The organism is Nonomuraea sp. NPDC051191 (assembly GCF_044455665.1).
GTDB lineage: Bacteria > Actinomycetota > Actinomycetes > Streptosporangiales > Streptosporangiaceae > Nonomuraea.
Genome location: NZ_JBITEZ010000026.1, coordinates 28,280 through 47,504, shown reverse-complemented (window position 1 = coordinate 47,504; position 19,225 = coordinate 28,280). Strand labels below are relative to the sequence as shown.

The window sequence follows — 19,225 nt, the reverse complement described above, 5'->3', positions numbered from 1 at the left end:
ACAGGCGAACGTCCCGCCGTACCTCCGCTGCGCGACCGGCGGCTCCGGCGGCGGTCAGGCGGTCGTGGTGAGGGTGTCGATCTCCTTGAGGAGAGTCTGCTTGCGGTCGGCGGCCAGGTAGGAGGCGTTGACGGCGTTGCGGGCGAGTTGTGCAAGTTCGGGGGCGCCCAGGCCGAGCACGTGGGCGGCGGCCCGGTACTCCCCGGCCAGGGTGGTGCCGAACATGGGCGGGTCGTCGCTGTTGAGGGTGACGTACAGGCCCTCCTCCAGCATCCGGGGCAGCGGGTGGGCGGCGAGGTCGGGCACCTGGCCGGTGCAGACGTTGGAGGTGGGGCAGACGTCCAGGGGGAGCTGGGTCTCGCGCAGGTGGGCGACCAGGCGGGGGTCGGACAGGCAGTTGATGCCGTGGCCGATGCGCTCGGCGCCGTAACCCTCGATGACCTCCCACATCGTCTCGGGGCCGCTCATCTCGCCGCCGTGCGGAACGCTGTGCAGGCCGGCGGCGCGTGCGGCGGAGAAGGCGTCGCGGTAGGCGTCGCGGTACTTGGGACGCTCCTGTTCGATGCCTCCGATGCCGAAACCTACCAATGCGGCGGGAGGTTCGCTCAGGGCGTGCTCGACGGTGACCCGGGCGGACTCCTCGCCGTACTCGCCGGGGATGTCGAAGATGTAGGCCATCTCCACGCCGTGCTCGGTCAGGGAACGCCGGGCGGCCAGGTCGAGGGCCTCGGTCACCTCGCGCATGGGCATCCCGACCACGTGGTGGGCGTACGGGGTGACCTGCAGCTCGGCGTACCGGCCGCCCTGGGAGGCGAGGTCCTTGGCCAGGCCGAGGACGAGGGTGGCGACGTCCTCGGGCTCGCGGACGAGGCTGTTGACGGCCTGGTACACGCGGGCGAAGTGAGGGAAGTCGAGGAAGGTGTAGAAGCGGCGCAGCTCCTCCTCGGTGGTCGGGACCTCGCTTCCGGGGTGGCGACGGGACAGCTCCAGCACGGTGGCTACCGAGGCCGAGCCGACCAGATGTACGTGCAGTTCCACCTTGGGAAGCGCGTCGATGAAGGCGTCGATGGTCATGGCGACGACCATAAGCCTGAGATTTCGCCCTAAAACAGGGAAAGGGGTGAAATTTCACGTGAAGATGTTAGATTTCGGCTCCGGGGTAGGCTCGTGGCCCGTGAGGGACCCTGAGGCCTACGACCGCGGCTTCGCGCGGCTCAGCTCGCACACCGTCGAACCGCTGCTCGCCGCCCTGACCCGCGGTCCGGGACAGCACCCGGGACAGCACCCGGGACAGCGTCCGGGGCGGCGTCCGGGGCGGCGTCGAGAGCGGGTGCTCGACGTCGGGTGCGGCACCGGCGTGGTCACGGCCGCCGCGCTCGCGACCGGCGCCGCGGTCACCGCCGTGGACGCCGACCCCGCCATGCTGGAGCTGGTCGCCCGCCGCCACCCCGGCGCCACGGTCCGCCGGGCCACCCTGCCCGTCCTGCCGTTCGAGGACGCCTCCTTCGACGCCGTGGCGGGCAACTTCGTCATCAACCACGTCGCCGACACCCCGGCGACGCTCGCGGAGCTGCACCGCGTGCTGCGTCCCGGCGGCGCCGTCGCGCTGACCTGGTGGAAGTCCGACGAGATGACGGCCACGAACGTCTTCGCCGAGGCCCTGGCGGCGGCAGGGGTCCCGTACGAACCCCCGGCCCGCCCCTTCGCCGCCGTGGACCGGCCCGAGCGGTTCGCCGGGCTGCTGGAGGCGGCGGGCTTCACGGGGGTGGGCGTGCGGACCCTGCGCTGGCGGCATCGGGTGGACGTCGCCGCCTGGTGGACCGGCGTCGTCGAGGCGGGCGGCCCGCGCTTCGAGACGATCGCCCGGCAGCCGCCGGAGACCGCCGCCCGCGTCAGGGCCTGCTACGACCGCCTGGCCGCCCCGTACGCCGCCACGGGCTTCCCCGTCTGCGCCCACCTGGCCCACGGCCTGCGCTGACAGGCCAGGACTGGCGGCATGTGGGCGCGCAGCGTCCGGGCCGGCTCCCGGTTGCACACCTAGCACGTCCGTCAGCGGTGGGTGAGCTCCTCGAACCGTACGCCCGTGAGCTGCGTAGACACCTCGCACAGCCGCCGGGCGAGGTCCTCCGACCTGGCCCTCGCCGAGGGCGTGAGCAGCTTCAGCCGCGGGCCGACGAACTCCCGCCGGTGATGTGGCGGCTTACAGGGAGGGGACGGCACCCGACTGCAGGAACACGCCCAGGAGGGGCTGTAGGGGCCCCAGCTTGAAGATGTGGGTCGCGGTGGTGCCCGGGTGGGCGGCCACGCTGGTCAGGCTCGCACCGGCCAGGTCGGCGCGCCGCTGGAGACCGTCACCACACGGACACCCGGGGCGGCCAGGAGCAGTGGCAGGAGCAGCCCGGTGAGCGCGAAGTGGCCGAGGCGGTTGGTGGCGAACTGCAGCTCCCAGCCCTCCTCGGTCAGGCGGCGGGGGGCATCGCGATGCCGGCGTTGTCGACCAGCAGGTCCAGCTTGTCCATCGTGCCGCCGACGGCGGGCCGGCTCGCGGGCGGTGGGCAGGCCGAGGCCGCTGTTGGCGCCGGTCACGACGGCCGTTCTGCCGGTGAGGTCCGGGATGTCGGCGGGCGTCCAGGGGTCATCGCCCCTCCTTCCGGCGTACGGAATTCGTCCACCTCAGCCCAGCCGCTGCCGCGCGTGGCGTTCCTCGCGGCGGGTGACCTGGAGCCGTTGCCGGACCTCCTCCAGCCTCTTGCGGGCCTTGGCGAGCTTGCGTTCCAGTCGGGCGACCTTCTCGGCGCGTTCGTCGTACTCGCGGGTGACCGACTCCAGCGTCTCGGCCCACTCCCGGTGGGCCGCCTCGGCCTCCTCCCGCTCTCGCGCCTTACTGGCTTCCCGCGCTTCCCTGGCCTCGGCCTCCGCGCGGGCCTTCTCCTCGGCCGCCGCGTCCTTCCCAGACGGTCCGCGCCTCCGCGACGGCTCGGATCGGGGCGCGGTGACGGGGGCGGGGGCGGGGGCGAAGCCGCTGTAGCTGAGCGGCCTGGCCAGGCGGCCGGCCCGTACCTGGTCGGCGGCGCCGGCGTCCACGACGGCGGCGTCCAGCGTCTGGTCCACCTCCGTGGCGGCCGCCGCCGACAGGCCGCCCGCCTGCCTGGCCAGCCTCGCCACCTTGGCGGTGACCTCGCCGCGCCGCTGGGTCAGCTCGGCCAGCGCGTCGGCGTCCTGCGCCTGCCAGGCCGCGCGCAGCCGCTCCCCCACGCCGAGCAGGTCGGCCAGCTCACCGGGGTGCTCCCGGGCCAGCCGGTTGACCACCCAGGCCGAGACGGTGGGCTTGCGCAGCTTCGCGATGTCGCGGGAGAGCCGTACGTCGCCCGCCGCCTTGGCCGCACTCGCCTCGGCCGCGCGGGCGGCGGTGAACTCCGCCGGCGGGACTGTGTAGAGGCGGCCGGCCACCTCGTCAAGATCCACACAGGACAAATACCCCACACGCCGCGGTTTGTAGCGCATAGTGGAGGCAGCCCCAGTCGAACGGAGGCCCCCGGTGTTCGAGCGCTTCACCGACCGCGCGCGCAGGGTCGTCGTCCTCGCCCAGGAGGAGGCGCGGCAGATGAGCCACAACTACATCGGCACCGAGCACATCCTGCTGGGCCTCATCCGCGAGGGCGAGGGGCTGGCCGCGCTGGTGCTCGACGGCTGCGGTGTGGAGCTGGAGGGCGTACGGACCTTCGTGGAGCGCGAGGTGGGCCGCGGCGCCAGCTCGCCGAGCGGGCACATCCCCTTCACCCCGCGCGCCAAGAAGGTGCTGGAGCTGTCCCTGCGCGAGGCCCTGCAACTGCGCCACAACTACATCGGCACCGAGCACATCCTGCTCGGGCTGATCAGGGAGGGCGAGGGGCTGGCAGTCCAGGCGCTGGTGGAGGCCGGCGCCGACCTGGCCGACGTACGCCAGCGCCTGCTCGACCGCGTGGGCCGCGGCACCAGGGAACGCCCGACGGAGGTGTACTTCGGCGGCGGCTCGGTGCTCGGCGAACGGCTCACCCGCATCGAGGAGAGCCTGGAACGCATCGAACGCCACCTCGGCATCGGACCAGCCGCCGGACCCGCCGAGAAGGACGAGCCCCGCGAGGAGGGCCTAGGCTGAGGCCCGCACGCCGACCGGCAGCCGCGCCTCCACGACCCCCGGATCCTCGGTCTGGCCGAGCGCGGCGCCCAGGGTGGTCAGCAGGCCGCGCATACGCGCGTTGTCGGCCAGCAGGGTGGCTCTGACCTCGGCGTACCCCAGGTCACGAGCCTGCCGCACCAGCATCCCGGCCAGCACCGTACCCAGGCCGCGCCCCTGCCAGCGGTCCTCCACCAGGAAGGCCATCTCGGCGATGCCGGGGTCGGGGGTGAACATGAGGTTCGCCATGGCCACGACCTGGCCGTCGTGCCCGGCGACCAGCGAGAAGCCCCTGTCGCGGTCGCAGAGCCGGTCGAACGTGCGCGGCGGCAGCGCGGGCATCGAGGTGAAGTAGCGGAACCTGCGGGCCTCGGGCGAGCACCTGTCGTGCAGGTCGCGCACGGCCTCGCGGTAGATCGAGGTGAGCGGGCGCACGGTGACCTCGGCGCCGTCGGCCAGTTTCACCGCGCGTTCGGCGGGGGTCCGGCCGGGCGCGGGCTGGGCGAGGCGGGCGAAGGAGGCCGCCCGCGCGGCCTCGGTCAGCGTGAACGGCAGCCCGGCGCGGCGCAGCCGTACCGCGCGCCGCTGGGCCACGGGCACGACGAGCAGGGTCGGGTCGGGCAGATCGTTCACCGGTTCACCGTAGACCCAGCGGGCGTCGTCCGCGCGCAGCAGCTCGGCCAGCAGCTCGGGGAGCCGCCAGGGCGTGGAACGCAGCCGGGAGGCCAGCAGCAGCGCCCTGGTCGGCTCGTCGGTCAGCTCGTGGGCGGTGGCCGGCACCACCTGGACGCGCCGGCCGCCGGCGGCCTCCAGCGCCTCGCGCACGGCCTCGGGACCGGCCGGGATGTCGGCGACGAACTCGTCGACTGTGCCGTCGGCGTCGGACTGGACGCTCAGGCCGAGGATGTTGCCGCCCCTGGCGGCCAGGGCCGAGGCCAGCGAGGCCAGCCGTCCGGGTCGCTCGTCCACCGTGGTCCGGATGCGCAAGAATCCCATATGGGAGAGCATGCCCGGCATGTGTTACATGCCCGCTAACGACGGGTTTCATGACGAATTTCGTCGTGAGATGCGCCACCTGATCCCGATATAGCAGGATATGGGGCCATGAATGCGCGAGTTCCCTTGTCGTCCGGATTCGTCAACGGTGACGTCTCCTTCTGGTACCGCTCGTCCGGGGTGCCGGAGCCCGGTCCGCGGCTCGACGGCGACCTGGACGCCGACGTGGCGATCGTCGGGGCGGGCTACACCGGGCTGTGGACCGCGTACTACCTCAAGAAGGCCCGCCCCTCGCTCCGGGTGGTGCTGCTGGAGCAGGAGTTCGCCGGGTTCGGCGCCTCGGGGCGCAACGGCGGCTGGCTGACCGGCGACCTGGCCGGCTCCCACGAACGGTACGGCTCGGACGCCCGCCGCCTCCAGCGCGAGATGTACGCCTCCATCGACGAGGTCATCGCGGTCTGCCGGAACGAGTCGATCGACTGCGACATCGTCAAGGGCGGCGTGGTCAACGTGGCCCGCACCCCCGCCCAGGCCGACCGGCTGCGCGACTCGGTGGCCTCGGCCCGCGCCTGGGGCATCGAGGAGGCCGACCTGCGCCTGGCCGACCCGTCGGAGCACGTACGGGTGTCGGGGGCCCTGGCGGCCTCCTGGAGCCCCCACTGTGCCCGCATCCAGCCCGCCAAGCTGGCCCAGGGGCTGGCCAGGGCCGTACGCGACCTCGGCGTCCCCGTCTACGAGCGCACCCCGGTCACCGAGATCGCCCCGGGGAGGGCGGTGACCCCGTACGGGACGGTCAGGGCGACGTACGTCATCCGCGCCACCGAGGGCTTCACCGCCCGCCTGAACGGCCTGCGCCGCCAGTGGCTGCCCATGAACAGCTCCATGATCGTCACCGAGCCCCTCCCCGCCTCCTTCTGGGACGAGGTCGGCTGGCGGGGCGCCGAGCTGCTCGGCGACCTCGCGCACTACTACATGTACGCCCAGCGCACCGCCGACGACCGCATCGCCTTCGGCGGCAGGGGCCGTCCCTACCTGTACGGCTCCCGCATCGACGCCCGCGGCCGCACCCACGAGTGGACGGTCGAGGCCCTGTGGCGGCTCCTGGTCGACTTCTTCCCCCAGGCCCGCTCCTCCTCGGTCGCGCACGCCTGGTCGGGTGTGCTGGGGGTGCCGCGCGACTGGTGCTCGACCGTGCACGTGGACCCCGCGACCGGCCTGGGCTGGGCCGGCGGGTACACCGGACACGGCGTGACCACGACGAACCTGGCCGGGCGCACGCTGCGTGATCTGATACTCGGGGAGGAGACGCGGCTGACGTCGCTGCCCTGGGTGGGGCGCAAGGTGCGCTCCTGGGAGCCCGAACCGCTGCGCTGGATGGGCGTGCACGCGATGTACCGCCTGTACCGGGTGGCCGACCACCGTGAGCGTTCCATGGCCAGGACCTCGGCCCTGGCCCGCTTCGCCGATCTGATCACCGGCCACTGACGCCGTCCTGAGAAAGGGAGAACCTCCATGAACATCCTCTTCCGCGGTGGAGCCGCCTTCATCGGCGGCGCCGTGCGGCGCGACGCCGTACTGGTGCGGGACGGGGTGATCGCCGCCGTCGGCCCGGAGGGCGAGCTGTCCCGCGACGCCCCCGGCCACGACACGGTCGACCTGGACGGCGGCCTGCTGACGCCGGGCTTCACCGACGCGCACATCCACCCAGTACAGGCCGGACTCGAACGAGCAAAGTGCGACTTGTCAGAGATCTTCGGCCTAGACGCCTACATCTCCAAGATTTCCGACTACACCACGAAAAATCCCGAAAAAGAGTGGATCGACGGCGGAGGCTGGGACATGTCAGCCTTCCCCAACGGTCTCCCCCACCGCTCCCAGCTCGACTTCCTCGACCGGCCGGCCTACCTGATCCAGCGTGACCACCATGCCGCCTGGGTCAACTCCCGCGCCCTCGACCTGGCCGGCATCACCCGGGACACCCCCGACCCCGCCGACGGCCGCATCGAGCGCGACGCCGACGGCACCCCGTCCGGCGTGCTGCACGAGGGCGCGATGGACCTCGTCGGCCTGCTCACCCCGCGCCCCACCGCCGAGGACCAGGCGCGGGCGCTCACCGAGGCCGAGCAGCACCTGTTCTCGCTGGGCATCACCGGCTGGCAGGACGCCATCGTCGGCTCGTACGCCGGCTCGGACGACCAGCTTCCCACCTACCTCGACGCCGCCCGCGCGGGACGGCTGCGCGCCCGCGTGGTGGGCGCGCTGTGGTGGGACAGGACGCGCGGCGAGGACCAGATCGAGGACCTGGTGCGCCGGCGGGCCGCCGCCGAGGGGCTGGACCGGTTCGCCGCCACCTCGATCAAGATCATGCAGGACGGCATCACGGAGAACTTCACCGCCGCGACGCTGGAGCCGTACTGCCGGTGCGGCGGCACGGGCCTGTCGTACGTCGACCCGGGCAAGCTCAAGCAGTACGTCGCCGAGCTGGACCGGCTCGGCTTCCAGGTGCACTTCCACGCCATCGGCGAACGCGCCGTGCGCGAGGCCCTGGACAGCTTCGAGGGCACCGACCCGGCCAACCGCCACCACATCGCCCACCTGCAGATCATCGAGCCCTCGGACGTGCCACGCTTCGCCGCGCTGGGCGTGACGGCCAACCTGCAACCCCTGTGGGCCACCCACCACGCCCAGATGGACGAGCTGACGCTGCCGTTCCTGGGCGAGCCGCGCTCGTCGTGGCAGTACCCGTTCAGGGATCTGCAGGCGCACGGCACCCGGTTCTGCGCGGGCAGCGACTGGCCGGTCTCCGAGCCCGATCCGATCCAGGGCATGCACGTGGCGGTGAACCGTACCGAACCAGGCGGATCGGTGCACGCGGGCTACCCGACGGCGCAGACGCCGTTCCTGCCGGGCCAGCGCCTCGACCTGGCCACGGTGATGAGCGCGTACACCGAGGGGTCGGCCTGGATCAACCGCTCGCCGGCGGGTGTGATCGCGCCCGGCCGACCGGCCGACCTGGTGGTGCTCGACCGCGACCCCTTCGACCTGCCCCCGGCCGACATCTGGACGACGCGGGTGCGCATGACGTTCGTCGACGGCGTGGCGGTGCACGGGCGATGACGCGCGAAGGGCCCCGGTGACCAGCACCAGGGCCCTTCCGCCGGCTCGCCTACCAGGGGGACTTGTTGTTGCGCAGGCGCTCCAGTGCCTCCTCGAGGATCGCCTTGCCGTCCTTGTCGCTCCGGCGCTCCTTCACGTAGGCCAGGTGCGTCTTGTACGGCTCGTTCTTGGGCGGGGCAGGCGGGGCCTCCTCGTCCTGTCCGGCTGGGAGGCCGCAACGTGGGCAATCCCACATCTCGGGGACCGCCGCGTCGCTGGCGAAACTGGGGCGCGTCTCGTGCATGTTGGCGCACCAGAACGAGACCCGCACTCTCGGAGCTGCCTCGCCGCGTTCGGCCTCCCCCATAGGGCCGGCGCCGACTCGGCTGCCACGGATCGCGTTGCCACTACCCACGGATGAACTCCTCGCTAGATCGCCCCGCGTCGTGACACGGGGGGAGAATCACTGTCACGCGTTAACCAGTTGTTGTCTCAGGGCCGCATGAGCAGGCCGAGAGCGATGATGCAGACGAACCAGACGGTGCCCGTGATGACGGTCAGCCGGTCGAGGTTGCGCTCCACCACCGAGGAACCACCGAAGTTCGACGAGAAACCGCCGCCGAACATGTCAGACAGGCCGCCACCCTTGCCCTTGTGGAGCAGGACGAGCAGGATCATGAGACCGCTCGCCAGGATGAGGGCGATGGAGATTCCGATTTCCACGGTATGCCTGTTCCTTCAGTGCTCTGTTACGCGTGACGATTCAAACTTGCCTCTTGAGGGTACGGCCTGCTGTCAAGTCGCACCCTCAGAACGACTCAGTTAGCCAGGCAATTCGGAGAATCGGCAGATCTTGGCGAACTCCCCTGCGTCGATGCTGGCACCGCCCACGAGCGCGCCGTCGACATCGGGTTGAGCCATGATCCCCACGATATTGCCGGACTTGACCGAGCCACCGTAAAGGATACGGACCGCGGAGGCCACTTCGGGGTCGTAGAGCTCTGCGAGTCTCACCCGCAACGCTCCGCAGACCTCCTGGGCGTCCTCCGGGGTGGCCACCTCGCCCGTGCCGATCGCCCACACGGGCTCGTAGGCCACCACTATCGATTTTGCCTGCTCGGCGCTGATTTTGCGCAGGGCGCCGTCGAGTTGGCCGAGACTGTGCGCGATGTGGCCGCCCTCTTGGCGTACGGCCAGCCCCTCGCCCACGCACAGGATGGGCGTGAGCGAGTGCCGGTAGGCCGCCTGCACCTTGGCGTTGACGAGATCGTCGTCCTCGCCGTGGTACTGGCGCCGCTCGGAGTGGCCGATGACCACGTACGTGCAGCCGAGCTTGGCCAGCATGACGCCCGACACCTCGCCGGTGTAGGCGCCGCCGTCGTACTGGGACAGGTCCTGGGCGCCGTAGACGATGCGCAGCTTGTCGCCGTCGACCAGCGTCTGGACGCTGCGCAGGTCGGTGAAGGGCGGCAGGACGGCCACCTCGGCCTTGTCGAAGTCCTTGTCGCTGAGCGCGAAGGCCAGCTTCTGGACCAGGGCGATGGCCTCAAGGTGATTGAGGTTCATCTTCCAGTTGCCGGCGATGAGCGGCTTGCGCTGCTGGGCCACCTCAGTCCTCCAGAGCCGCGAGTCCGGGAAGGGTCTTGCCCTCAAGGTATTCCAGGCTGGCCCCGCCGCCGGTGGAGATGTGCGAGAAGCCGTCCTCGGGCAGGCCCAGCCTGCGCACGGCCGCCGCGGAGTCGCCGCCGCCGACCACCGTGAAGGCGTCGGAGCCGATCAGGGCCTCGGCCACCGCCCTGGTGCCGCCGGAGAACGCGTCGAACTCGAACACGCCCATCGGCCCGTTCCAGAACACGGTCTTGGCGTCGGCCAGCTTGCTCGCGAACAGCTCGCGCGTCTTCGGCCCGATGTCGAGCCCCTCGCGGTCGGCCGGGATCGCCGTGGCCTCGACCACCTCGTGCTCGGCGTCGGCCGCGAACGTGACGGCCGCCAGCACGTCGACCGGCAGCACGAGGTCGACGCCCCGCCTGCCGGCCTCGTCGAGGAAGCCGCGCACCTGGTCGAGCTGGTCCTCCTGGAGCAGCGACCGGCCCACCTCGTAGCCCTGGGCCTTGAGGAAGGTGTAGGCCATGCCGCCGCCGATCAGCAGCCGGTCGACCTTGGTCAGCAGGTTGGCGATGACGCCCAGCTTGTCGGAGACCTTCGCCCCGCCCAGGACGACCACATAGGGACGCTCGGTGTCCTCGGTCAGCCTGCGCAGCACCTCGACCTCGGCCACGACCAGCCCGCCGGCCGCGTGCGGCAGCAGCTTGGGCACGTCGTAGACGCTGGCGTGCTTGCGGTGCACCGCGCCGAACCCGTCGCCGACGTAGAGCTCGGCGAGCCCGGCCAGCTTCTCGGCGAACGCGCCGCGGGCGGCGTCGTCCTTGGACTCCTCGCCGGGCTCGTAGCGCAGGTTCTCCAGCAGGGCGACCTGGCCCTCCTGGAGGGCGTCGACCGTCTGCCGCGCGCTGTCGCCGACCACGTCGGCGGCGAAGGCGACGTCCTGGCCGAGCAGCTCGCCCAGGCGGGCGGCCACCGGCTTGAGCGAGTACTTGGGATTGACCTGCCCCTTGGGCCTGCCCAGGTGGGCGCAGACGACGACCTTGGCGCCGCGCCCGGCCAGCTCCCGGATCGTCGGCAGCGACGCCCGGATGCGGCCGTCGTCGGTGATCGTCTCCCCGTCGAGCGGGACGTTGAGGTCGGCGCGCACGAGCACGCGCCGCCCCTTGACGTCGAGATCGTCGAGCGTGCGCATGCTCATGCTCCTGTCCCCGCAGTGGCCTCGACCATGCTCACAGGCCGCGGCCGACCAGCTCGATCAGGTCGGCGAGGCGGTTGGAGTAGCCCCACTCGTTGTCGTACCAGCCGACGACCTTGACCTGGTTGCCGATGACCTTGGTGAGGCCGGCGTCGAAGATGCAGGAGTGGGGGTCGGTGACGATGTCGGAGGAGACGATCTCGTCCTCGGTGTAGCTGAGGATGCCCTTGAGCGGGCCCTCGGCGGCGGCCTTGATCGCGGCGTTGACCTCCTCGACGGTGACCTCGCGGCTGACGTCGACGGTGAGGTCGGTGGCCGAGCCGGTGGGGATCGGCACGCGCATGGCGAAGCCGTCGAGCTTGCCCTTGAGCTCGGGCAGCACCAGGCCGATGGCCTTGGCGGCGCCGGTGGAGGTGGGCACCACGTTGAGGGCGGCGGCGCGGGCGCGGCGCAGGTCCTTGTGCGGGCCGTCCTGCAGGTTCTGGTCCTGCGTGTAGGCGTGGATGGTGGTCATCAGACCCTTCTCGATGGTGAAGGTGTCGTGGATGACCTTGGCCATCGGGGCCAGGCAGTTGGTGGTGCAGGACGCGTTGGAGATGATCGTGTGGCTGGCCGGGTCGTAGGAGCCCTCGTTGACGCCCATCACGATGGTGACGTCTTCGTTCTTGGCCGGCGCGGAGATGATGACCTTCTTGGCGCCGTTGTCGGCGTGCACCCTCGCCTTGGAGGCGTCGGTGAACAGGCCGGTCGACTCCACCACGACGTCGACGCCGAGGTCGCCCCACGGCAGCTTGGCCGGGTCGCGCTCCGCGAACGCCTTGATCGCCTTGCCGTCGACGGTGATCTCGTCGCTGGAGGCCTTCACCTCGTACGGCAGGCGGCCCAGGATGCTGTCGTACTTCAGCAGGTGGGCGAGCGTCGCGTTGTCAGTCAGGTCGTTGACCGCGACGATCTCGATGTCCTTGCCGCTGGCGGCGACCGCGCGCCAGAAGTTGCGACCGATGCGGCCGAAGCCGTTGACGCCTACGCGGATGCTCACGGAAACCGATCTCCTCGAACAGATGGCGGTTGAATCTCAACCACGAACACTATCGGACCCAAATTGGTTTAGACCACTGCAGGTACCGCCCTGCGTATCCCCGTTCAGGCGGCGTAATTTGCGAGCTTCGAGTAAAGTGCCCGACTCGTCGGAGTAAATTCGTGCATTCTCTGGGGGCTGAGATGTCACATGAGCGGTCCGGCCTGCTTCCTGGACTGATCGCGGGGCTGGTCGCCGCGCTCGTCTGCGCGGCGGCACTGGGGTTCGCGGTGCTCTTCCAGGACCGGCTGCCCAGGGCCGTGGCCACGCTGGGCAACGGCCACGCCTTGTCGGTGACGCTGTCACTCCTGATCGCGCTGCTGGTCGCCCTGGCCGTGGGCGCGGCCCGCCCGCGCAACCGGGCGCTGCCGGTGGTGGCCGCCCTGTACGCGGCGGCGGCGGTCGCCGGAGGGCAGATCTCGGGCGCGTCCATCATGATCGGCGCCGCGCGGCGCACGCCCGCGTCCGGCACGTCCTCCTCCCCCCAGCTCGGCGACGTCACGGCGGCCAACGCCGGCGAGGGACTGCCCCACGCCCTGGCGGTCTACCGCGAGCCGCTCGGGCAGACGTGGCAGATGTGGCTGTACATCGCGGTGGCCGCCGTGGCCGCGCTCCTGCTGGTCACGCTGCGCGTCTTCCGCGTACGCCGCGCCGACCGGGCCGCCCTGGCCCAGCAGGCGGCCGAGGCGGCCGACGAGCCCGGACAGGAGTACCGGGCGCCGTTCGAGCCGGCCCAGTCGCCCGCCCAGCAGGCCGCGCCCGCGGACCTGTTCACGCCGCGCAAGCCCGCCAAGGACTGAACGGCCCTCGCCGGGCCGGCGCACCTCCACGGAGGCGGCCCACAGGGCGCTCCGTCACGGCGAGCGGCCCGTGAGCCCTCACGACCGGCCATGACGGGCGGCCACGGACGTCGGCGCGTGCGGGCCACCGAGTAGGCCACCGTGCGGAGCCGTACGGGATGGGGGTCTCCCGGACGACGCCGCACGCGCCCGCACGGCGACGAACCCGCTACGGCGCCAGCATGTCGACGGTGAGATTGGCCTCGGTGTTGGGGATGCCCAGGTCGGAGGCGCGCTTGTCGGCCATCGCCAGCAACCGCCTGATGCGCCCGGCGATGGCGTCCTTCGTCAGCGGCGGGTCGGCGATCTGCCCGAGCTCCTCCAGCGACGCCTGCTTGTGCTCCACCCGCAGCCTCCCGGCCACCACCAGATGGTCGGGCGCCTCCTCGCCGAGGATCTCCAGCGCCCGCTGCACCCGCGCGCCCGCCGCGACGGCCGCCCGCGCCGAGCGCCGCAGGTTGGCGTCGTCGAAGTTGGCCAGCCTGTTGGCGGTCGCGCGCACCTCGCGGCGCATCCGGCGCTCCTCCCAGGCCAGCACGCTGTCGTGCGCGCCCAGCCGGGTGAGCAGCGCGCTGATCGCGTCGCCGTCGCGGACCACGACGCGGTCGACGCCGCGCACCTCCCGGGCCTTGGCGTGGATCTTCAGCCGCCGGGCCGAGCCCACCAGCGCCAGCGCCGCCTCCGGCCCCGGGCAGGTGACCTCCAGGGACATCGAACGCCCCGGCTCGGTCAGCGAGCCGTGCGCCAGGAAGGCGCCCCGCCAGGCCGCCTCGGCGTCGCAGGCCGCGCCCGCCACGACCTGCCGGGGCAGGCCGCGCACCGGACGGCCGTGGTTGTCGATCAGGCCCGTCTGCCGGGCCAGCGCCTCACCGTCGCGGTAGACGCGCACCACGTAGCGCGAGCCCTTGCGCAGCCCGGCCGGCGCGAGCACCAGCACCTCGGCCTTGTGACCGAACACCTCTCCGATGTCCTTGATCAGCCGCCGCGCGGTGGCGTTGGTGTCGAGCTCGGCCTCGATCACGATGCGGCCGCCCACCAGGTGCAGGCCGCTGGCGAACCGCAGCAGCGTCGAAACCTCCGCCTTGCGGCAGCACGGTTTCAGCACCGGCAGGCGGCTCAGTTCGTCCTTCACCACACCTGTCATCGCCATAAGCGTTAGTCCTTCCCCCATTCAGACCGGCTCTCGCCAGTCTCTCGCACCTTCGCGCCACGCCGACCAGGATCAACGCTTCTGGAGGAAAATCTCGTCCAGGACGGAGGCAAGACGTCGTGGGTCATGCCGGGGCGAGCCGTCGGCCGCGGCCACGTCGGCCAGGACGAGGCGGGCGCCGAGCGCCGCCGCGGCCTTGTCGAGGGCGTCGAGGTCGTCGACCACGCCGGTGTCGGCGAGCACGATGTCGAAGGCCAGGTCGGGGGCGTGCTGGCGGAGCACTTCCAGGTGCTGCTGGGGGGAGAAGTCGTCGGTCTCGCCCGGCTGGGGGGCCAGGTTGAGCGTGACGAGCCGTTTGGCCCTGCTCTCGTGCAGCGCGCGGGCCAGCTCGGGGACCTTCAGGTGCGGCAGCACGCTGGTGAACCACGAACCCGGCCCGAACACCAGCCAGTCGGCCTCGTGCACCGCGGCGACCGCCTCCGGACGCGCGGGCGGGTCTTCGGGCACCAGGGAGATGGCCTGCACCCGGCCCGGCGTGAGCGCGCAGGCGACCTGGCCGCGCACGGTCGAGGTAACGCCGTCGAGCTCGACCTCGGCCACGATGTCGAGGGGCACCGAGGCCATCGGCAGCACCCTGCCGTGCGCGCCGAGCAGCCGCCCGACCCAGTCGAGGCCGGCCACCGGGTCGCCGAGCAGCTCCCACAGCGCCACGATCAGCAGGTTGCCGACCGCGTGCCCGTGAAGCTCGCCCTCGCTGCGGAACCGGTGCTGGACGACCTCGCTCCAGGTGATGCCCCACTCGTCGTCGCCGCACAGCGCGGCCAGCGCCATGCGCAGGTCGCCGGGCGGCAGCACGCCGAGCTCGCGGCGCAGCCGTCCGCTGGAGCCGCCGTCGTCGGCCACGGTCACCACCGCGGTCAGGCGGTCGGTCACGACCCGTAAGGCCGACAGCGAGGCGTACAGCCCGTGGCCGCCGCCCAGGGCCACCACGCGGGGGCCGTTCAGCGGATGGGGCAGGGACGTCTCCATACGTTCATGGGTCACTCCCGGCCCACATCCCGGTGGCTGACCTGGACCTCCATGCCGCGGTCACGCAGACGCGCGGCGACCTGCTCGGCCATGGCCACGCTGCGGTGCTTGCCGCCCGTGCAGCCCACGGCCAGGGTCGCGTAGCTCTTGCCCTCGCGGGCGTAGCCGGTGGCCACGACCTGCAGGACCTCCTCGTAGGCGTCGAGGAACTCCTTGGCACCCGGCTGGCCGAGCACGTAGTCGCTGACCGGCGCGTCAAGGCCGTTCATCGGCCGCAGCTCGGGCACCCAGTGCGGGTTGGGCAGGAACCGGCAGTCGACGACGAGGTCGGCGTCGACCGGCAGCCCGTACTTGAACCCGAAGGAGACGACGTTGAGCCGCAGCCCCGGACGGTCCTCCCCGCCGAAGTAGGCGACGATCTTGTTGCGCAGGTCGTGCACGTTGTGGGACGAGGTGTCGATCACCAGGTCGGCGTTGGCCCGCACCTCGCGCAGGATGCCGCGCTCGCGGGTGATGCCGTCGACCAGACGGCCCTCCCCCTGCAGCGGATGGGGCCTGCGGACGTTCTCGAACCTGCGCACCAGCTCCTCGTCGCTGGCCTCGAGGAAGACGACCCGCACGCGTACGCCGCGGCCCTCCAGTTCCTCGATGGCCGCGTTGAGGTCGGTGGTGAAGGCCAGGCTGCGCACGTCGACGACCGCGGCCACCTTGTCGGCGGCCAGCTTGACCTTGCCCGCCTCCTCCGCCATCGCGAACAGCAGCCCCGGCGGCAGGTTGTCGATGACGAACCAGCCCAGGTCTTCCAGCGCCTTGGCGGCCGTGCTGCGCCCCGCCCCGGACATGCCGGTGACGATGACGAACGCCGGCTCGGTGCTCATGGCCTCACTCCGTTCGCCGACACCCTGCGCTCCCTCGCGGGTGTTCACGATGTATCTCCCTTCAGCGTCGACACGATGACCTCCGCGAGGGCCGGCCCGATGCCGGGAACCTCGCAGATCTCGGCCGCGCTGGCCTCGCGTAGCTTCTTGACGGAGCCGAAGTGCTTGAGCAACGCCTGCCTGCGCGCCGGCCCGAGGCCGGGCACGCCGTCGAGCGCGCTCTCCTTCACTGACTTGGACCTCTTGGAACGATGGTAGGTGATGGCGAACCTGTGTGCTTCGTCGCGCACGCGTTGCAGCAGGTAGAGACCCTCACTTGAACGAGGCATGATCACTGGCTGGTCGTCGCCGGGCAGCCACACCTCCTCCAGCCGCTTGGCCAGGCCGCACACCGCGACGTCGTCGATGCCGAGCTCGTCGAGCGCCCGCTGCGCGGCGGCCGCCTGGGGGCCGGCGCCGTCGACGACGACCAGGTTGGGCGGATAGGCGAACTTGCGCGGTCTGCCCGTCTCGGGGTCGATGGGACCGTGGCCGTCGTCGTCCTCCGCGGCCAGCTCGCCCGTGGCCGAACGCTCCTCCAGGTAGCGCCGGAACCGCCGCATGATCACCTCGTAGATCGAGGCGACGTCGCCCTCCTTGGTCCTGACCGCGAAGCGCCGGTACTCGCTCTTGCGCGCCAGGCCGTCCTCGAAGACCACCATGGACGCCACGACGTTCTCGCCCTGGAGATGGGAGACGTCGTAGCACTCGACGCGCAGCGGCGCCTGGTCGAGGTCGAGCGCGTCGGCGATCTCCTGCAGCGCCTTGCTGCGCGTGGTCAGGTCGCCCGCCCGGCGGATCTTGTGCTGGGCCAGCGACTCCTTGGCGTTGCGCTCGACGGTCTCCATGAGCGCCTTCTTGTCGCCGCGCTGCGGGACGCGCACCTCGACCCGGGCCCGGCGCTGCTCGGTCAGCAGCTCGGCGACCGCCTCGGCGTCGGGCGGCAGCGCGGGCACGAGCACCTCGCGCGGCATCGACTCGGGGCCGGCCTCGCCGTACATCTGCAGCAGGAACTGCTCGACCAGCTCGCCGGGCGAGGACTCCTCGACCTTGTCGACCACCCAGCCCCGCTGCCCGCGAATGCGGCCCCCGCGCACGTAGAACACCTGAACGGCGGCCTCCAGCGGATCCTCGGCCAGCGCGATGACGTCGGCGTCGGTGGCCTCGCCGAGCACCACGGCCTGCTTCTCCAGCGCGCGCTGCAACGCCTGGATGTCGTCACGCAGCCGGGCCGCCCGCTCGTACTCCTGCTCACCGGCGGCCTCACGCATGTCCTTCTCAAGGCGCCTGATGAAGCGGGTGGTGTTGCCCGCCATGAAGTCGCAGAAGTCTTCGGCCAGCTCGCGGTGCTCCTGCGGGGTCACCCGCCCCACGCACGGCGCCGAGCACTTGTCGATGTAGCCCAGCAGGCAGGGACGCCCGATCTGCCCGGCCCGCTTGAACACCCCCGCGCTGCACGTGCGCACCGGGAAGACGCGCAACAGCAGGTCGACGGTCTCGCGGATGGCCCAGGCGTGCGAGTAGGGGCCGAAATATCGCGTGCCCTTGCGCTTGGCCCCCCGCATGACCTGGACGCGTGGGAAGTCCTCCCCCAGCGTCACGGCGAGGTAGGGGTAGGACTTGTCGTCGCGGTACTTGACGTTGAAGCGCGGGTCGAACTCCTTGATCCAGGAGTATTCGAGCTGCAGCGCCTCGACCTCGGTGCCGACGACGGTCCAGTCGACGTCGGCGGCCGTGGTGAGCATCGACTGGGTGCGCGGATGCAGCGCGGAGAAGTCGGTGAAGTAGGAGTTGAGCCGCTGCCGCAGGCTCTTGGCCTTGCCGACGTAGATCACCCGGCCGTGCGCGTCCCTGAACCGGTAGACCCCCGGCGACTCGGGGATCGAACCTGGTCTGGGCCGGAAACTCAAGGGGCTGCCCGCTGCTCTCGCCACGGTCAAAGACTAGTAGGCGCCACCGACAAGGTGACCCGCCGAGCCTTCGGACGGCTCGACAGGGCTCACCTTCTCCTCTGACCAGGCTCCTTTGATCAGGCTCCTTTGATCAGGCTCCTCTGACCAGACTCCTCTGACCAGACTCCTCTGACCAGACTCCTCTGACCAGACTCCTCTGACCAGACTCCTCTGACCAGGCTCCTCTGACCAGGCTCCTCTGATCAGGCCAGGGTGATCTGGTCGCCCTCGACCTTGATCTGCTGCGCGGCCAGCGGCTTGTCGGCCGGTCCGTCGGTGACCGAGCCGTCGGCGATGTTGAACTTGCTGCCGTGGCACGGGCACACGATCGCGCCGTCCGCGACGCCCCCCACGGGGCAGCCCTTGTGCGTGCAGATCGCGCTGAACGCCTTGAACTCGCCCGCCGTCGGCTGCGTCACCACGATCTTCTGGTCCTTGAAGACCGTGCCGCCGCCGACGGGGATGTCGGCGGTCTTGGCCAGCGCGCCGCCGGCCTGCGGGGCGCCTGACTGTGTGGTGCCCGGCTGCGTGGCGCCCGGCTGTGCGGCGCTCGACTGGCCGCCCGCGTCGGGGGCGGTGGCCGCCGGCGTCTCGGCGTTCCCGCCACAGGCGCTGATCGCCAGCGCCAGCCCGCCCGCGCCCACTCCCGCTATCACTGCCCGTCGGCTGCGAAGGTCATTTCCCATGTGTCCCACCCAATCGGAGACAGGTGAGAAATTCATGAGACGCGGATTAGGCGAGTCTGATCTTGTCGCCGTCCACGGAGATCTTCTTCTCGGCGAGCGGCGCGCCGGCGGGGCCGTCGGCCACGGAACCGTCCTCGATCTTGAACTTGCTGCCGTGGCAGGGGCAGTTGATGGTCCCGTTCGAGACGCTGGCGACCGTGCAGCCCGCATGGGTGCAGACCGCCGTGAACGCCTTGAACTCCCCTTCGGTCGGCTGCGTCACCACGACCTTCTGGTCCTTGAAGACCGTGCCACCGCCGACCTGGATGTCGCCGGTGTCGGCCAGCGCCTTGGGCTTCTTCTTCGCCTTCTTCTTGGGCTCGGCGGACGACGGCTCCTCCGTGGCCGGCGCCTCGTTCGCCGCCGCCGTCGGCGAACCGTAGCTCGCGCACGCCGTCAGAACCGCCGCGAGCCCGGCGCCTCCGGCACCGAGCATGACCTTCCGGCGCGTCGTTTCTGTCATGGTGCGTCCTCCCAGGTCTCGGTC

The 19,225-nt window shown here is 71.3% G+C and carries 19 protein-coding genes and 1 pseudogene; 5 read left to right on the top strand and 15 right to left on the bottom strand.

Going from position 1 to position 19,225, the window contains the following annotated elements; all coding sequences use genetic code 11:
- Nucleotides 1–54: 54 nt before the first annotated feature.
- A complete protein-coding gene (gene add / locus ACIA8R_RS47830) occupies nt 55–1,074 on the bottom strand; it encodes an adenosine deaminase (RefSeq protein WP_364098449.1) in 1,020 nt (339 codons plus the stop codon).
- A gap of 100 nt (nt 1,075–1,174) precedes the next feature.
- On the opposite strand from add, the gene ACIA8R_RS47825 reads away from it, so the two are divergent.
- Complete coding sequence (locus ACIA8R_RS47825; protein WP_397044579.1) at nt 1,175–1,978, top strand: class I SAM-dependent methyltransferase; 804 nt, start codon at nt 1,175–1,177, stop codon at nt 1,976–1,978.
- 332 nt (nt 1,979–2,310) lie between these two features.
- Here the strand turns inward: ACIA8R_RS47825 and ACIA8R_RS47820 are convergent, their stop codons facing one another.
- Nucleotides 2,311–2,586, bottom strand: a complete 276-nt coding sequence (locus tag ACIA8R_RS47820; protein ID WP_397044577.1) for a hypothetical protein — start codon at nt 2,584–2,586, stop codon at nt 2,311–2,313.
- Nucleotides 2,587–2,673: 87 nt separating this feature from the next.
- Nucleotides 2,674–3,465, bottom strand: coding sequence for a hypothetical protein (locus ACIA8R_RS47815; protein WP_397044575.1), 792 nt, complete (start codon nt 3,463–3,465; stop codon nt 2,674–2,676).
- A 73-nt stretch (nt 3,466–3,538) separates the two neighbouring features.
- Between ACIA8R_RS47815 and ACIA8R_RS47810 the strand changes: the two are divergent.
- Nucleotides 3,539–3,955, top strand: a pseudogene (locus ACIA8R_RS47810) (Clp protease N-terminal domain-containing protein); the annotation flags it as partial.
- A gap of 174 nt (nt 3,956–4,129) precedes the next feature.
- On the opposite strand, the gene ACIA8R_RS47805 reads toward ACIA8R_RS47810, so the two are convergent.
- Nucleotides 4,130–5,152 carry a GNAT family N-acetyltransferase gene (locus ACIA8R_RS47805; protein WP_364098464.1) on the bottom strand — a complete coding sequence of 341 codons (1,023 nt, stop codon included), beginning with the start codon at nt 5,150–5,152 and terminating at the stop codon, nt 4,130–4,132.
- A 108-nt stretch (nt 5,153–5,260) separates the two neighbouring features.
- Here ACIA8R_RS47805 and ACIA8R_RS47800 point away from each other — a divergent pair, with 108 nt between their 5' ends.
- On the top strand, nt 5,261–6,637 hold the full coding sequence (locus ACIA8R_RS47800; RefSeq protein WP_397044573.1) for an NAD(P)/FAD-dependent oxidoreductase: 1,377 nt from the start codon (nt 5,261–5,263) through the stop codon (nt 6,635–6,637).
- A 27-nt stretch (nt 6,638–6,664) separates the two neighbouring features.
- Nucleotides 6,665–8,269 carry an amidohydrolase gene (locus ACIA8R_RS47795; protein ID WP_397044571.1) on the top strand — a complete coding sequence of 535 codons (1,605 nt, stop codon included), beginning with the start codon at nt 6,665–6,667 and terminating at the stop codon, nt 8,267–8,269.
- Between the two features lie 49 nt (nt 8,270–8,318).
- On the opposite strand, the gene ACIA8R_RS47790 is transcribed toward ACIA8R_RS47795, so the two are convergent.
- The 5 genes from ACIA8R_RS47790 to gap form a co-directional block, all read right to left on the bottom strand.
- Nucleotides 8,319–8,663, bottom strand: a complete 345-nt coding sequence (locus ACIA8R_RS47790) for an RNA polymerase-binding protein RbpA (RefSeq protein WP_082310244.1) — start codon at nt 8,661–8,663, stop codon at nt 8,319–8,321.
- Between the two features lie 77 nt (nt 8,664–8,740).
- The gene (gene secG, locus ACIA8R_RS47785; RefSeq protein ID WP_090942947.1) at nt 8,741–8,971 is read right to left on the bottom strand and encodes a preprotein translocase subunit SecG; all 231 of its coding nucleotides are present in this window, start codon (nt 8,969–8,971) and stop codon (nt 8,741–8,743) included.
- 99 nt (nt 8,972–9,070) lie between these two features.
- A complete protein-coding gene (gene tpiA / locus ACIA8R_RS47780) occupies nt 9,071–9,856 on the bottom strand; it encodes a triose-phosphate isomerase (protein ID WP_357705739.1) in 786 nt (261 codons plus the stop codon).
- Nucleotide 9,857: 1 nt separating this feature from the next.
- The gene (locus tag ACIA8R_RS47775; protein ID WP_397044652.1) at nt 9,858–11,045 is read right to left on the bottom strand and encodes a phosphoglycerate kinase; all 1,188 of its coding nucleotides are present in this window, start codon (nt 11,043–11,045) and stop codon (nt 9,858–9,860) included.
- 37 nt (nt 11,046–11,082) lie between these two features.
- Nucleotides 11,083–12,087, bottom strand: a complete 1,005-nt coding sequence (gene gap / locus ACIA8R_RS47770; RefSeq protein WP_357705737.1) for a type I glyceraldehyde-3-phosphate dehydrogenase — start codon at nt 12,085–12,087, stop codon at nt 11,083–11,085.
- 182 nt (nt 12,088–12,269) lie between these two features.
- Here gap and ACIA8R_RS47765 point away from each other — a divergent pair, with 182 nt between their 5' ends.
- Nucleotides 12,270–12,926: a hypothetical protein gene (locus tag ACIA8R_RS47765; protein WP_397044568.1), complete on the top strand. Its 657-nt coding sequence runs from the start codon at nt 12,270–12,272 to the stop codon at nt 12,924–12,926.
- Between the two features lie 208 nt (nt 12,927–13,134).
- Here ACIA8R_RS47765 and whiA read toward each other — a convergent pair whose 3' ends face one another.
- The 6 genes from whiA to ACIA8R_RS47735 all read right to left on the bottom strand — a co-directional run bounded on the left by whiA (nt 13,135) and on the right by ACIA8R_RS47735 (nt 19,201).
- On the bottom strand, nt 13,135–14,115 hold the full coding sequence (gene whiA, locus ACIA8R_RS47760) for a DNA-binding protein WhiA (RefSeq protein ID WP_138714326.1): 981 nt from the start codon (nt 14,113–14,115) through the stop codon (nt 13,135–13,137).
- Between the two features lie 72 nt (nt 14,116–14,187).
- Nucleotides 14,188–15,144, bottom strand: coding sequence for a uridine diphosphate-N-acetylglucosamine-binding protein YvcK (gene yvcK, locus ACIA8R_RS47755; protein WP_357705815.1), 957 nt, complete (start codon nt 15,142–15,144; stop codon nt 14,188–14,190).
- An 11-nt stretch (nt 15,145–15,155) separates the two neighbouring features.
- Complete coding sequence (rapZ, locus tag ACIA8R_RS47750; RefSeq protein ID WP_357705735.1) at nt 15,156–16,022, bottom strand: RNase adapter RapZ; 867 nt, start codon at nt 16,020–16,022, stop codon at nt 15,156–15,158.
- Nucleotides 16,023–16,066: 44 nt separating this feature from the next.
- Nucleotides 16,067–17,995: an excinuclease ABC subunit UvrC gene (gene uvrC, locus ACIA8R_RS47745; protein ID WP_397044565.1), complete on the bottom strand. Its 1,929-nt coding sequence runs from the start codon at nt 17,993–17,995 to the stop codon at nt 16,067–16,069.
- A gap of 221 nt (nt 17,996–18,216) precedes the next feature.
- On the bottom strand, nt 18,217–18,669 hold the full coding sequence (locus ACIA8R_RS47740) for a Rieske (2Fe-2S) protein (protein ID WP_397044563.1): 453 nt from the start codon (nt 18,667–18,669) through the stop codon (nt 18,217–18,219).
- Nucleotides 18,670–18,745: 76 nt separating this feature from the next.
- Nucleotides 18,746–19,201, bottom strand: coding sequence for a Rieske (2Fe-2S) protein (locus tag ACIA8R_RS47735; RefSeq protein ID WP_397044561.1), 456 nt, complete (start codon nt 19,199–19,201; stop codon nt 18,746–18,748).
- Between the last annotated feature and the right edge of the window lie 24 nt (nt 19,202–19,225).